Source organism: Brachybacterium sp. YJGR34, assembly GCF_003347015.1.
Taxonomy (GTDB): Bacteria; Actinomycetota; Actinomycetes; order Actinomycetales; family Dermabacteraceae; genus Brachybacterium.
Genome location: NZ_PNFB01000006.1, coordinates 52532 through 64973 on the forward strand (window position 1 = coordinate 52532; position 12442 = coordinate 64973).

Annotated in this window: 16 protein-coding genes; 9 read left to right on the forward strand and 7 right to left on the reverse strand. The window is 72.4% G+C overall.

The features are described from left to right. Positions 1 to 126 precede the first annotated feature (126 nt). The 3 genes from CXH06_RS07610 to CXH06_RS07620 are packed head-to-tail and all read left to right on the forward strand — an operon-like array spanning position 127 to position 3259. The gene (locus CXH06_RS07610) at positions 127 to 1581 is read left to right on the forward strand and encodes an MFS transporter (RefSeq protein WP_114854575.1); all 1455 of its coding nucleotides are present in this window, start codon (positions 127 to 129) and stop codon (positions 1579 to 1581) included. Beyond that, positions 1578 to 2567 carry a sigma-70 family RNA polymerase sigma factor gene (locus CXH06_RS07615; RefSeq protein WP_114854576.1) on the forward strand — a complete coding sequence of 330 codons (990 nt, stop codon included), beginning with the start codon at positions 1578 to 1580 and terminating at the stop codon, positions 2565 to 2567. Before CXH06_RS07610 ends, CXH06_RS07615 begins: the two co-directional genes overlap by 4 nt. Before the next feature lie 29 nt (positions 2568 to 2596). Continuing rightward, positions 2597 to 3259 (forward strand): YdeI family protein, encoded by a 663-nt coding sequence (locus tag CXH06_RS07620; protein ID WP_114854577.1) that lies wholly within the window; start codon positions 2597 to 2599, stop codon positions 3257 to 3259. A 94-nt stretch (positions 3260 to 3353) separates the two neighbouring features. On the opposite strand, the gene CXH06_RS07625 is transcribed toward CXH06_RS07620, so the two are convergent. Together CXH06_RS07625 and CXH06_RS07630 are read right to left on the reverse strand one after the other, a co-directional pair. Then, positions 3354 to 4229 (reverse strand): phosphotransferase family protein, encoded by an 876-nt coding sequence (locus tag CXH06_RS07625; protein WP_114854578.1) that lies wholly within the window; start codon positions 4227 to 4229, stop codon positions 3354 to 3356. 74 nt (positions 4230 to 4303) lie between these two features. Further along, the gene (locus tag CXH06_RS07630; RefSeq protein WP_114854579.1) at positions 4304 to 5170 is read right to left on the reverse strand and encodes an oxidoreductase; all 867 of its coding nucleotides are present in this window, start codon (positions 5168 to 5170) and stop codon (positions 4304 to 4306) included. Positions 5171 to 5292: 122 nt separating this feature from the next. On the opposite strand from CXH06_RS07630, the gene CXH06_RS07635 reads away from it, so the two are divergent. From CXH06_RS07635 to CXH06_RS07650, 4 genes are all read left to right on the forward strand, one after another. After that, on the forward strand, positions 5293 to 5709 hold the full coding sequence (locus CXH06_RS07635) for a helix-turn-helix domain-containing protein (protein ID WP_114854580.1): 417 nt from the start codon (positions 5293 to 5295) through the stop codon (positions 5707 to 5709). 42 nt (positions 5710 to 5751) lie between these two features. Beyond that, positions 5752 to 6201 carry an acetyltransferase gene (locus CXH06_RS07640; protein WP_114854581.1) on the forward strand — a complete coding sequence of 150 codons (450 nt, stop codon included), beginning with the start codon at positions 5752 to 5754 and terminating at the stop codon, positions 6199 to 6201. Positions 6202 to 6268: 67 nt separating this feature from the next. Then, positions 6269 to 7141, forward strand: coding sequence for an alpha/beta fold hydrolase (locus tag CXH06_RS07645; protein ID WP_114854582.1), 873 nt, complete (start codon positions 6269 to 6271; stop codon positions 7139 to 7141). Next, on the forward strand, positions 7138 to 7785 hold the full coding sequence (locus CXH06_RS07650) for a class I SAM-dependent methyltransferase (protein WP_114854583.1): 648 nt from the start codon (positions 7138 to 7140) through the stop codon (positions 7783 to 7785). The genes CXH06_RS07645 and CXH06_RS07650 overlap by 4 nt, the downstream gene beginning before the upstream one ends. Before the next feature lie 9 nt (positions 7786 to 7794). On the opposite strand, the gene CXH06_RS18800 is transcribed toward CXH06_RS07650, so the two are convergent. From CXH06_RS18800 to CXH06_RS07665, 3 genes are all read right to left on the reverse strand, one after another. Further along, positions 7795 to 7887, reverse strand: coding sequence for a hypothetical protein (locus CXH06_RS18800; RefSeq protein ID WP_369832977.1), 93 nt, complete (start codon positions 7885 to 7887; stop codon positions 7795 to 7797). Positions 7888 to 8201: 314 nt separating this feature from the next. Continuing rightward, entirely contained in the window at positions 8202 to 8999 is a 798-nt protein-coding gene (locus CXH06_RS07660) for a CPBP family intramembrane glutamic endopeptidase (RefSeq protein WP_114854584.1), read from the reverse strand. A 55-nt stretch (positions 9000 to 9054) separates the two neighbouring features. Further along, positions 9055 to 9552, reverse strand: coding sequence for a helix-turn-helix domain-containing protein (locus CXH06_RS07665; protein ID WP_114854585.1), 498 nt, complete (start codon positions 9550 to 9552; stop codon positions 9055 to 9057). 104 nt (positions 9553 to 9656) lie between these two features. Between CXH06_RS07665 and CXH06_RS07670 the strand changes: the two genes are divergently transcribed. Both CXH06_RS07670 and CXH06_RS07675 read left to right on the forward strand, forming a co-directional pair. Next, positions 9657 to 10286 (forward strand): dihydrofolate reductase family protein, encoded by a 630-nt coding sequence (locus CXH06_RS07670; protein ID WP_369832978.1) that lies wholly within the window; start codon positions 9657 to 9659, stop codon positions 10284 to 10286. Then, complete coding sequence (locus CXH06_RS07675; RefSeq protein WP_114854587.1) at positions 10283 to 10765, forward strand: GNAT family N-acetyltransferase; 483 nt, start codon at positions 10283 to 10285, stop codon at positions 10763 to 10765. Before CXH06_RS07670 ends, CXH06_RS07675 begins: the two co-directional genes overlap by 4 nt. A 17-nt stretch (positions 10766 to 10782) precedes the next feature. Here the strand turns inward: CXH06_RS07675 and CXH06_RS07680 are convergent, their stop codons facing one another. Continuing rightward, complete coding sequence (locus CXH06_RS07680) at positions 10783 to 11454, reverse strand: GAP family protein (RefSeq protein ID WP_114854588.1); 672 nt, start codon at positions 11452 to 11454, stop codon at positions 10783 to 10785. Positions 11455 to 11564: 110 nt separating this feature from the next. Further along, positions 11565 to 12437 carry an SDR family oxidoreductase gene (locus CXH06_RS07685; protein ID WP_114854589.1) on the reverse strand — a complete coding sequence of 291 codons (873 nt, stop codon included), beginning with the start codon at positions 12435 to 12437 and terminating at the stop codon, positions 11565 to 11567. Positions 12438 to 12442 lie beyond the last annotated feature (5 nt).

A 12442-nucleotide genomic window follows, 5' to 3' on the forward strand; every position in this document is an offset into this window, starting at 1 on the left:
TCCGCGCTGTGCTCGCGCTCGTCCCGACCCGACCGATGAGTTCCCGCCGTCTCGCGGATCACTCCTGGGGAGAGGACCCGACGACGAGCCAGGCCCGCGTCCTTCGCGGGCCGGAGAGGGACAGCCATGATGACCGAGGAGCGGAGACGACCGGCGAGCACATCACGCCGATGGTGGGTCCTGAGCATCGTGTGCTCGGCGATGTTCATGGCGGTGCTCGACTCGACCAGCGTCTACACGGCGCTGCCCGCCATCGCCCGCGACCTGGGATTCGCGCCCGAGGGCATCCAATGGGTGATCACCGCCTACGGCGTCTCGATCGGCGGCCTCCTGCTGCTGGGCGGACGGCTCGCGGACCATCTGGGCGCTCGCCGCACCTTCCTGCTCTCCACCGCGGCCTTCGCCGCCGCGTCCCTGGCCTGCGGTCTGGCCGGCTCCGCGGAGGCGCTGATCGCCGCGCGCATCGCCCAGGGCGTGGGTGCCGCCGTCATGACCCCGGCGGGGATGTCCGTGCTCATGCAGGCGTTCCCGGACGGCCCGGATCGCCACCGAGCGCTGGGCATCTGGGGAGGCCTGGGCGGGACCGGGGCGACCGTCGGCCTGTTGGCGGGCGGCGCGCTCACCGAATGGGCCGGATGGTCCTGGATCTTCCTCACCAACGTCCCGGTGTGCGTGGTGGTCCTGCTGCTGAGCCCGGCGCTGCTGCCGCACGGGGCGCGGACCACGCAGCCGCTCGACCTGCCAGGAGCGCTGACGGCGACCGCCGCGCTGGTCCTCGCTCTCCTGGCGGTGTTCCGCCTCGCCGGGCACGGGATCGATGCGACCTCCATGGGATGCGCCATCGGCGCGGCGATCGCCGGGGCGCTGTTCGTGCTCATCGAGCTTCGCGGTACGGCGCCCCTGGTCCCGCCCAGGATCTTCTCCGCAGGCACCGTCCTCGGCGGCAATCTGGTGATCGTGATCGCAGGGATCGCCGTCGACGGGCTCCTGCTCGTGGTGACGCTCTACGCCCAGCAGGTGCTGGGCTTCACGGCGCTGCAGTTCGGCCTGTCGATGGTGATCATGACGGTCACCTCGGTGCTCGGGGTGGCGCTCGGGCAGCACCTCGTCTCGCGCACGGGCGTCCGGCTCGTGGCCTCGCTCGGCATGATCATGCTGACGATCTCCTGCCTGATGCTCAGCCGCCTGACCGTCGGCGGGAGTCTCGTCGAGGACCTGCTGGCCGGTCTGATCGTGTTCGGTGCGGGGACGGGCGCAGCCTTCGTCGCCGGACAGATCGCCGCGCTGAACGGGGTGGATGCGCGGGATTCGGGGCTGGCAGCCGGCCTCGCGGAGACCAGCTTCGCGGTGGGGACCACCCTGGGTGCGGCGCTCGCCGCGGCCATCGTGACGGGGGTCGCGACCCGCGCCGCGGACGGTGTCCCGACGATCTCCGCGCTGACCGACGGTCTCGCTGTCGCGCTCGCCGTCCTCGCCGCCGTGGCGGCGCTCGGAGTACTGTGCGCCGTGACCCTTCTTCGCACGCCTCCCGCGGCGCCGGCGCCCGCGGACCGGACCGACAGGAGCGTGAGGGCCTCATGACGATCGGCTTCGACGACTTCACCGGCAGGGTCCGGCCCTACCGGTCCGAGCTGCTGGCCCACTGCTACCGGATGCTGGCCTCGATCCACGATGCCGAGGACGCCGTCCAGGAGACCCTGCTGCGTGCCTGGCGCAGCTACGACGGCTTCGAGGAGCGGTCCTCGATCCGGACCTGGCTGCACCGGATCGCCACCAACTGCTGCCTGCGCGCGGTGGAGAACCGGGGCCGGCGCGCGATGCCCACCGGGCTGGGAGGGCCCGCCGCGGATCCGGCCGCGGACCTGGCGGCGTGGCCTGAGCTGCCCTGGGCGGAGCCGGCGCCCGACGGCGCCCTCGGGGTGCTGGGCGATGAGGCGCGCGACCCGGCGGTCGCGGTCACCCGGCGCGATAGCGTGCGCCTCGCGTTCATCGTGGCGCTGCAGATGCTCCCACCGCGCCAGCGCGCCGTGCTCCTGCTGCGGGACGTGCTCGTCTTCAGCGCCGCGGACGTCGCCGCCATGCTCGAGACCTCGCCCCAGGCGGTCAACAGCCTCCTGCAGCGGGCGCGGACACGGATCGCGCAGGAGGCGCCGACGGAGGACGAGGTGGGGGAGGTGGAACCCGGCACGGAGCGGGAGATCCTCGAACGTTTCGAGACCGCGATGCGCGCCAACGACATCCCGGGGCTCGTCGCAGTCCTCACCGAGGACGCCGTCTACGAGATGCCGCCGTACCCCGAGTGGTTCCGCGGTGCCGCGGAGATCGGTGCGATGGTCGATGCCCAGAGCCCGGCGCAGGGGCCGGGGGACCACCACCTTGTGCCCGTCGCAGCCAACGGCCAGCCGGCCTTCGCCCTCTACATGCCGGACGAGCACGGCGTGCACCGAGCCTTCAACCTGCAGGTGCTCACCGTGACGCCCACCGGCGTCGCCCATGTCGTCGCCTTCTTCGACCCGCGGCTGTTCGCGCGGTTCGGTCTGCCGGAGACCGCGACGCCGCCGCGGTGACAGCAGCCGGCGCTCCGTACACTGGGCGCATGTCCGACGATCCCGGCACCCCGGGCGGCACGACGGAGCGCCCCGCGCTCTTCTTCCGCGATGCCGCGGAGTTCCGCCGATGGCTCGAGCTCCACCACGACTCCGCGAGCGAGCTGTGGATGGGGCTCCGGCTCGCGCACGTCGAGGAGCGGGGACTCACCTGGGCCGATGCCGTCCCCGAAGCGATCTGCTTCGGATGGATCGACTCCGTCTCACAGCGGATCGATGCCGACTCGCGCCGCCAGCGCTGGTCGCCGCGCAGGGCCCGCAGCACCTGGTCGCGGGTGAACATCGCGCACGTCGAGCGCCTGAGGGCGGAGGGCCGGATGCACCCGGCGGGGATCGCGGCCTTCGAGAGCCGCAGCGAGGACCGCACGGGCACCTACTCCCACGAGAACCCCGAGGCCGAGCTCGCGCCCGATCTGCAGCAGATCCTCGATGCCTCGCCCGGCGCGCTCGCCTTCCTCGCGCAGGCGACGCCCGGCTACCGCAAGGCGGCGCGGCACTGGATCATGTCCGCAAAGCGGGATGCCACCCGGGAGCGCCGCGCGCATCAGCTCGTCTCCTGCTGCGAGGCGGGCGAGCTGATCCCGCCTCAGCGCCCGGGACGCACTCCGGCATGGCTCGCTCGCGCGGCCGCGGCGAGCGCCGACGCCTCCTGAGCTCCCTCGAGGCCGACGGCGTCGAGCTCTTCGGCCGGAGTGCCCCCGCGTCGTCCCGGCCGGGCGTCCGAGCAGGAGCCGGCGAGTCACCTCATCACTCGGTGAGCGCCCACCGTGCCAGGTCCGCCGTGCGGCGCCGGACCCTGGCGACGCCCTCGCGGCCGTTGTACGCCGCGAACGGCGGCCACACCAGCAGGTACGTCGCAAGCTCGATGAGCGCGGTCGCCCGTCGCAGCTTGGAGAGGTCTTCGCCGCCCGCGGCGGCGTAGGCGGCGAGGAAGGCGTCCGGTGCCGCCCGCCCTGCCGGGGCGAGCCGGACGTCGACGAAGGCGAGGTCCGCGGCCGCCGAGCCGGCGCCGCACTGCTGCCAGTCCACGATCCGCAGGTCGTCGCCCGAGGCGAGGACGTTGTCCAGGTGCAGGTCCCCGTGGACGAAGGCGCCACGGTCCAGCAGGGGAGGCACGGATTCCCGTACCGCCGCGAGCACCTCGTCGAGCGCGGGGGAGAGGTCGCGCCAGAACGCGGTGCTCCCGTCACAGTCGGGGACGGTGAGCACCTCCTCCAGGGGGTGAGACGGCGCGAGCTCCTCGTGCAGCGTCGGCGTTGCCGCGTGCACCTGGTGCATCGTCTCGGCCAGAAGCGACCAGCGCTCGGTGTCCCAGTCCTCGACGGGCAGGACCCGGCCGGCGGCCTCGATCAGCAGGGCGGTGCCGTCGGACCCTTCGGTCGCCTCCAGGAGGCGCGGCGCCACGTGCGGGAGGCCGGGGGCGATCTCGGTATAGAACGCGAGCTCGCGGCGCGCCGCCCGCACCGCGGCCCCGCCGGCGGCCGACGAGGTCACCTTGAGGACCGCGCGGCCGTGCCGCCCCAGGACGTGGTGGACGGACGCCGGTGAGCGCGCTTCGCGCGGCTGTGCGCCATCGGCCGGCGAGAGCCCCCACCGTTCCATCGACTGCTCGAGAACGGGCACGGCGCGGACTCCTCTCCCCGGGATGCGTCGGAGCGCCTCATTCTTGCTCAGGAACCACCTCGAGCACAGCGCCGTCAGGCGCCGATGTCATCCAGCTCCGCGATGTCCTCCGCCGTCAGGTGCAGCGCGGCGCCGGCGATGTTCTCCCGCAGGTGCGCCGCCTGTGAGGTGCCCGGGATCAGCAGGATGTTCTCCGAGCGCTGCAGGAGCCAGGCCAGCGCCACCGCCATCCTCGTCGCTCCCGTCCGCGCCGCCACCGAGGTCAGCGCCTCCGCCTGGAGCGGGGTGAAGCCGCCGAGCGGGAAGAACGGGACGTAGGCGATGGCGTCGGCGGCGAGCTCGTCGACGAGCGCGTCGTCCTGGCGGTGGGCCAGGTTGTACATGTTCTGCACGCAGACCACCGGGGCGATGCTCCGCGCCTCGGTGACCTGGTCGGCGGTCACGTTGCTGAGGCCGAGCTCGCGGATCAGGCCCTGCCGCCGGAGGCCGGCGAGGGTCTCGAAGGCCTCGGCGAGGGAGTCCGGCCGGGGGCCCGATGCGTCGCCCATCCGCAGGTTCACCAGGTCCAGGGCGTCCGTCTGGAGGGACTCGAGGTTCTCGTGCACCTGCCTCCTCAGGGACTCGGGATCCCGGGCCGGGGGCCAGCCGCCCTCCGCATCGCGGACCGCTCCGACCTTCGTCGACAGGACGAGTGAGTCCGGGTAGGGATGCAGCGCCTCGCGCAGGAGCTGGTTCGTGATCCGCGGTCCGTAGGCATCGCTGGTGTCGATGTGCGTGATGCCCTGCTCGACCACGGCGCGCAGGACCGCGATCGCCTCGTCGCGTCGGGCGGGTGGGCCCATCGCCCCGGGGCCGGCCAGCTGCATCGCGCCGTATCCGAAGCGGGTCACCGTGCGGTCGCCGAGCATCCAGGTCCCGCCGGGAAGCGTGGTGGTGGTCATCTCTCGCCCTTCTCGTGGTGGTGCGGTGGCGGAGCGCCACCGTGTGCACCATCCTTGGAGAGCAGCACTCCATCGGGAAGTACGCACCTCGAAGTGCGTAACGCACGAGAGAAGAGACCAGCATGGCGACCACCACCGCCGCCGCGAGGCGCGATGAGGCCGGGGCCCGGTACAACGCATTCCTCGCCGGATGTCCGAGCCGGGCCCTGCTGGATCGGATCTCCGACAAGTGGGTGGTCCTGGTCCTGTGTGCGCTCGGCGGCGACGGCGAGGAGGACCCGGAACCGCGACGCTATTCGGAGCTGGCGCGGACCATCGCCGGCGTCAGCCAGAAGATGCTCACCCAGACGCTGCGGTCCCTGGAGCGCGACGGGCTCGTCACCCGCACGGTCACGCCCACGGTGCCCGTGACCGTCCACTACGCGCTGACGGACCTCGGCCTCTCCCTCCACCTGCTCATGCAGCAGGTCCGCTCCTGGGCGCAGGAGAACATGGACGAGGTCCAGGCCCGACGCGAGGAGCACGACACTCGCGCCTGAGTCGATGCCGGGGGCGTCCGGTCGCCGCGTAGGATCCGATCCATGAGCGGCGACCTGGTGATCCGGCGATCCGTGGGTGCACCGGAGTATCCGCGGCTCGTCGAGGTGTGGCGGACCTCCGTCGACGCGACGCACGGGTTCCTCGCCGCAGAGCATCGGGAGGAGATCCAGGAGCGCCTCGCGGCGGACTATCTGCCGCAGGTGGCGCTCTGGGTCGCGGACCGCGGCGGAACCCCGGTCGGATTCGCCGGGACGGCCGATGGCGCGCTGGAGATGCTGTTCGTCGACGCGGCGCATCGTGGCCGCGGCATCGGGTGGCAGCTGCTGCGCCAGGTGCTCGCCGCGGACGGGGTGACGCGCGTCGACGTCAATGAGCAGAACGAGCAGGCGCTGCGCTTCTACCGGCGTGCCGGGTTCGCGGTGGTCGGCCGGAGTCCTCTCGACGGTGACGGACGCCCGTATCCGATCCTGCACATGGCGCTGGGCCGCTGACTGCTTCTGTCGGTCGGCGATCTGCGCCCCATTGACCTCCCCCATCCGGCGGGGAACACTCGAGAGGGTGAGAACCGTCGAGGTCGACGACGTCTCCCTGGTGGTCGACGAGGTCGGTGACCGGGGCGATCCCGCGGTGCTGCACATCGCCGGCGCCACGCAGTCGATGGACTGGTGGACCCCGGACTTCTGCGCCCTGCTCGCCGCGGAGGGCCTGCACGTCCTCCGCTACGACCAGCGGGACACCGGGCAGTCCACCACGAGCCCGCCGGGCCGCCCCGGCTACACAGGCAGCGATATGGCGAGCGACCCGCTGCGGATCCTCGACGCCCTCGGCCTCGACGCCGTGCACCTGGTGGGTCTGTCGATGGGCGGAGGGATCGCCCAGCACCTCGCCGTCCACGCGGTATCTCGGGTGCTCACGCTCACCCTCATCGAGTCCTCGCCCGCCGGCGGGGACACCGGAGCGCTGTCGCCGCCGGACCCGTGCCTCGCCGCCGAGGAGGAGGCGGTCCCCGCCGTCGAGGACTGGGGTGATGCCGCCGCGGTCCTCGAGCACCGTGTGGCCGCAGAGCGGCCCTACGCCGGCTCGTTCGGCGTCGACGAGGAGCGCCTGCGATCGATCGCCGCCACGGAGATCGCCCGCAGCCGGTCCCTGGAATCAGCGATGACGAACCACGTCCTCCTGGAGGACGGCACCGCAGCGGATCCGTCACGGATTGTGGCGCCCACGCTCGTCCTCCACAGCGCCACGGACCCGCTGCTCCCGCTCGACCACGGGGAGGCGCTCGTCCGGATGATCCCGCACGCCGTCCTGCTGCGGACCGACGGCATGGGGCACGAGGCGCCGCCGCCACCGGTGTGGGACACCGTCGTGCCCGCGCTCGCCGACCACATGCTCTCGCGCGAGCGGCCGCCGAGGGATCGCGGTGCTCGATGAATCGTGAGAACGGAAGCGCCTGGCTGGAGAGGACCAGGGCGTCCTACGACCTCGACGCCGAGGGATACGCCGAGCAGGTGCGAGGGCTGCTCGAGGACCGCCCGGCCCTGCGGGCCCCGCTGGAGGTGATCGCGCAGCTCGTGGCGCAGGACGGCGGCGGTCCGGTCGCCGACATCGGCTGCGGAACCGGATACGTGACCCGGTATCTCCATGATCTCGGTGCCGAGGCCTTCGGGATCGATCTCTCGCCGGCGATGGTCTCGATCGCTCGACGCGACCACCCGCAGCTGCGCTTCGAGGTCGGGACCATGACCAGCCTCGAGCTGGAGGCCTGCTCGGTGGCCGGCATCGTCGCGTTCTGGTCGACGGTCCACATCCCCGACGACGTCATGCCGGATGTGATCGCCGAGTTCCACCGCGTCCTGCGCCCCGGCGGGCACGTGCTCCTCGGCTTCCCCGTCGGCGAGGGCATCGAGCACCGGTCGACGGGCTACACCGGACGGTCCATCAGCATCGACTCCCATCGCCGACCGGTGAGCACCTTCTCGGCCTGGCTGCGCGACGGCGGCTTCCGGGTGGCGCAGGAGACGGTGCTGCGCCCCGATGACGAGACCCCCGGGGCCCTCGTCATCGCGAGCCGGTGACCTCCGCGCTCAGGTGTGAGAGCCGACGTTGACCACTCGCCCCGAGGCATCGCGGTAGAGGAAGCGGGTCACGCCCCAATCCTCGGCGGTCAGCGGGTGCACGATCTCGACGCCCGCAGAGGCGGCCGCCTCGTGCGCGGCGCGGACGTCGTCGACGAAGACGGAGAGATCCGCGGCAACAGGCGGCCGAGGCGTCCTCTGTCATGAGGCTCAGCTGGTGGCCCGCGCCGTCCGCGAGGGTCACGATCCAGCCATGGTCCATCACGATCTCGAGCCCGAGGATCTCGGTGTGCTGGCGGACCGCCGTCGGGAGATCGGCGACGGTGAGGACGGGGACGATCCGTTCGATGCGCATGACCCAGTCGACCAGAGTGGAGGGTGCGAGGCCATGGTTTCGACTGCGGCAGAAGTCCTGATCACCGCGCCCGCTGGGACAGGAGCGACAGGGCGGCCCGGCCGGCGAGGGCCGCGGCGAGCATCGCGGCCGCCGCGGCGAGGGCGGCGGGGGACGTCATCAGCGGCTCCTCCGGCGGGGCCAGGGAGGCGCCGGCGAGGTTGACGCCGAGGTGGACCAGCGTGGCCGGCAGCATCCGCTGCCAGAAGGAGCCCACGTAGATCGTGGTGATCGTCAGGCTCATGAGCATCGCGGTCACCGCGAACGTCAGCACGGGCAACACCCCGAGCCCCCAGTAGCCCAGGTGCGTCGCACCGAAGACGAACCCGGCGATCGCGGAGACCACGGCGGGCCGGGCGAGCTGCTCGCCGCAGCGCTGGACGAGCCCGCGCCACCCGATCTCCTCCGCGAGCGCCCCGAGGGCCTGGGCGAGGAGCAGGACGGCCGGCGCCGTGCTCGTCGCGGGAGGCCAGGACGGCGCACGGCCCGTCAGGATCGCGAGCACCGCCAGGAACACGGCCGTCGCCGCCACGGCGAGCAGCGACGCCCGCAGGACCGCGGGCACCGCCGCGGCCCTCCAGGGCTCCGGCATCCAGGACGGCCGCACGAGCACCACCGCACAGGCCAGCGCGGGGGCGAGCATCACCAGGGAGAGCAGCTCCCCGGGCACGCCCAGCTGGTCCTGCGCGACCGTGGCGAGGGTGGCGAGCACCAGCAGCGAGAGCGCCCAGAGCATGAGCACCCGGATCGGCCGCCCGGTGAGGGCAGGGGTCGCCTCGTGCCGGGGCGCGGTCGACGGGGCGGGGCGCGAATCGGTCACGCGGCGATCGTACGAAGCGGTGCTCGTCGCGAGGAGCCTGCTGACGGGGTGGCCGTCAGCCTCTCTCGGTGTTATCGGCTGCGCGCCGGTGGGCCCTCTCGAGACGGTGGAGCGGAGCTGGCCTGCTGCGCTCCGGCGCCGGGGCGCCGAGATGCCGGACGCGCAGCTCGTCCATCAGCTCCGCGACGAACTCCGGCCCGGCATCGCACAGCAGCTCCTGGCGCGCGCGCAGCTCCGGCGTGCCCTCCCGCCACGCGAGGCCCCAGGTGCCGAGCGCGACGAGGATCGGGACGGTCTGGATGCCGGCCTCGGTGAGGCTGTACCGGGCGCGCTGTCCGCGCCGTACCTCGGCCTTCGTCAGCAGACCCGCGGCCACCAGCTTCTTGAGGCGGCTGGCGAGGATGTTCGAGGCGATCCCCTCGATCGAGCCGTCGAGGAGCTCGCGGAAGTAACGGCGGTCGCCGAAGATCATGTCGCGCAGGATCAGCATCGACCAGGAGTCGCCGAGCGCTTCGACCGCGGCGTTGATCGCGCATCCGGAGCGGGGCTGCATCGTTCCTCCCGAGGTGGATCTCTTGACCGGTCTCCGTCCGCGCTCTAGCGTACTGGTTGCACAGTGCAATCACTGGAGGGGTGTGGACGATGGGGATCACGCGGGTGGATCTGAACGTGTCGCTGGACGGGTACATGACCACCACGGACCAGACGCCGGAGGACCCGTTCGGCGCGGACTGGGAGCGGCTGACCGCGGCGTACACCGCGACCCGCACGTTCCAGCTGCGCCTCGGCCACGAGGGCGGCACCACGGGACTCGACGACGCCCATATCAAGGCGGAGTCCCACGGGATCGGCGCCGAGATCCTCGGCGCCGGGATGTTCGGCTTCCATGCGCATCCGGAGGACTCCGACTGGCAGGGCTGGTGGGGGCCGAATCCGCCGTTCGGTGTGCCGGTCTTCGTCCTCACGCACCGGGAGCGGGAGAGCCTCGCGATGGAGGGCGGGACCACCTACCACTTCCTCAGCGCCTCGCCCCAGGAGACGCTCGCCCGGGCGCAGGAGGCGGCCGGCGAGCTCGACGTGCGCATCGGCGGCGGCGCCCGTGTGGTGAAGAACTTCCTCCGCGCGGGCCTGGTGGACCGGCTGCACGTCGCGATCGTGCCGATCCTGCTGGGTCGCGGGGAGAGCATCTGGCAGGACCTGCGCGGATTCGAGGAGGGGCGCGAGATGCGCAGCGAGGTCGCCGAGTCCGGCGTGGTGCACGTCGTCTTCGAGCCCCGCTCGTCATGAGGCCGACGGGCGCGCCGCGCGAGCGCATCGTCCTGCGCGCGGCGCGGGCCGAGGAGGCGCCGCTGATCTCCGCCCTCGCACTGCGGTCCAAGGGGCACTGGGGGTACTCGCCGGAGTTCCTCGCGGCCTGTCGCGAGGAGCTCACCCTCACCGCGGAGCAGTGCGCCTCCGGAGCGGTGCGGGTCGCCGTCCTGGACGGGCACCTCGCGGGATTCTCCCGACTCGACGGCGCGCCGCCCGAGGGGGAGCTGGAGGCGCTGTTCGTCGATCCGCCGTGGATCGGCGAGGGTCTGGGCGCCGCGCTGCTGGACGATGTGCTGCGCCGGGCCGCAGGCAGCGGGATGCGATACCTCGGCCTGGACGCCGATCCGGGCGCCGAGAGCTTCTACGCGAAGCACGGCGCGGTCACCGTCGGGCGCGCGGAGAGCGGCTCGATCCCGGGCAGGATGCTGCCGCGGATGCGCTTCGACCTGGGGTGAGGCCGGGCTCCGACCCGTCAGAAGCTGCCGATGCCCTTGCCGATCATCGAGATGCCGATGACCAGGAGCAGGACGGCCATGATGACGGCGTTCTCCCGGGCGAGCCAGGTCCGCAGGGCGTCCAGGACACCCCGGAGCCTGTCGGCGGCGAGCAGATAGCCGACCACGGGCACCGCCACCGTCGAGGCGGCGAGAACGGTGAAGACGGCGAGGACGGTGATCGTCGAGCCGGCGGAGAGACTCGCAGAGCCCACCGTGACACCGGCGCCCGCGGCCATGATGAGGTTCTTGGGGTTCACCGCGGACAGCAGGAATCCGAGGCCGAGGGCCTTGCCGAGCGTGAAGGTGTCGATGGCCTTCATCCAGGTCGGCAGCGCAGCCTCCTCGCCCTCCTGAGGCCGCTTGCCCCACTGCTTCGCGGCGATCACGAACAGCAGCGCGCCGAGGAGGAGCTGGATGACCCCCTTGATCGGCTGCGCGGCGTCGGGATCCTGCTCGGGAAGCACCGAGGACAGCAGCGTGAACAGCGAGATCGCGACGACGATCCCGGCGATCCAGCCGATCAGGAAGCCCACGCTCGTCGTCCGCGCCTTCGGGGAGAGCAGCATGAGGATCGCGGCGATGATCGGGATCGGGCTGATCGCGACGCCGAGCGCGAGCGGGAGGACGTCCCCGAGGGCGGAGCTCATGGGCGGGCCTGCTTTCCGTGGACGAGGGGTGACCGGCGTCGATATCGTCGCACGGTTCGGCCCGCCCGGATCGTGTCGGCGCGACCGGGGTGGACCCGGCCGCGTGCACCTCAGCGCTCGAGCGAGGCGTAGTACTCCGCGAGGGTGCGCGAGCCGTGCCGCTCGCCGACGGAGTCCGTCAGGGCACCCTCGAGGAAGAACCGCGTCAGGGAGCCCGCACGGGGGCTCACCCGGTCCGAGGCCCAGACGGCCGCGGGGGCGACCGCCCGGGGCACGCCCAGGTAGCGCTCCTTCCTTCCGGCGGCGTCGAAGGCAATCCGGGCGATGTCCCGGTACGTGAGCACTTCCGGACCGCCCACGTCCCAAGTCCCCGCCCCGCTGCGCAGACGGGCGAGGCAGAACTCCGCGAGGTCCGCGCCATGGATCGGCATCAGGCGCACGTCCCCGGCGCCCAGGCCCACCACCACGCCGCGCCGGGCGAGGTCGTAGATCTCGGTGAGGTCGGAGAAATATCCGGAGGGATTCACGATCTGGGGCGTGACCCGCGAGCGGGAGAGGGCCTCGACGAAGGCGTGCTTCGCCCGCATGAGCTCCGAGGTGCCCTTCTCGATGTTCATCACGCCCACATAGAGGAAGGAGCGCACCTCCGCCTTCTCGGCCAGCTCGAGATAGCGCAGGTTCATGAGGAAGTCGATGTCCCACGGGAGCGCCTTCTGCCGCGTCACGCCGAGCGCGGACACCACGCGGTCCACGCCGTCCATGACCCGGCTGTCCAGCTCCGCGGCGCCGCGCGGCGCGATCACCCAGTCGTCGACGAGTCCGGCGAGGCCGGGGGCGTCGTAGGCTCCGGGAGCCTCGGCGCGCCCCCGCTCGCGGACCACGGCCCGGACGCGGAAGCCCTCGGCGTGGAGGCGCTGGGCGAGGTGCCGGCCGACGTATCCGGTCGCGCCGACGAGAAGGACGGTCTCAGGGGACGAGGTCATGCCGT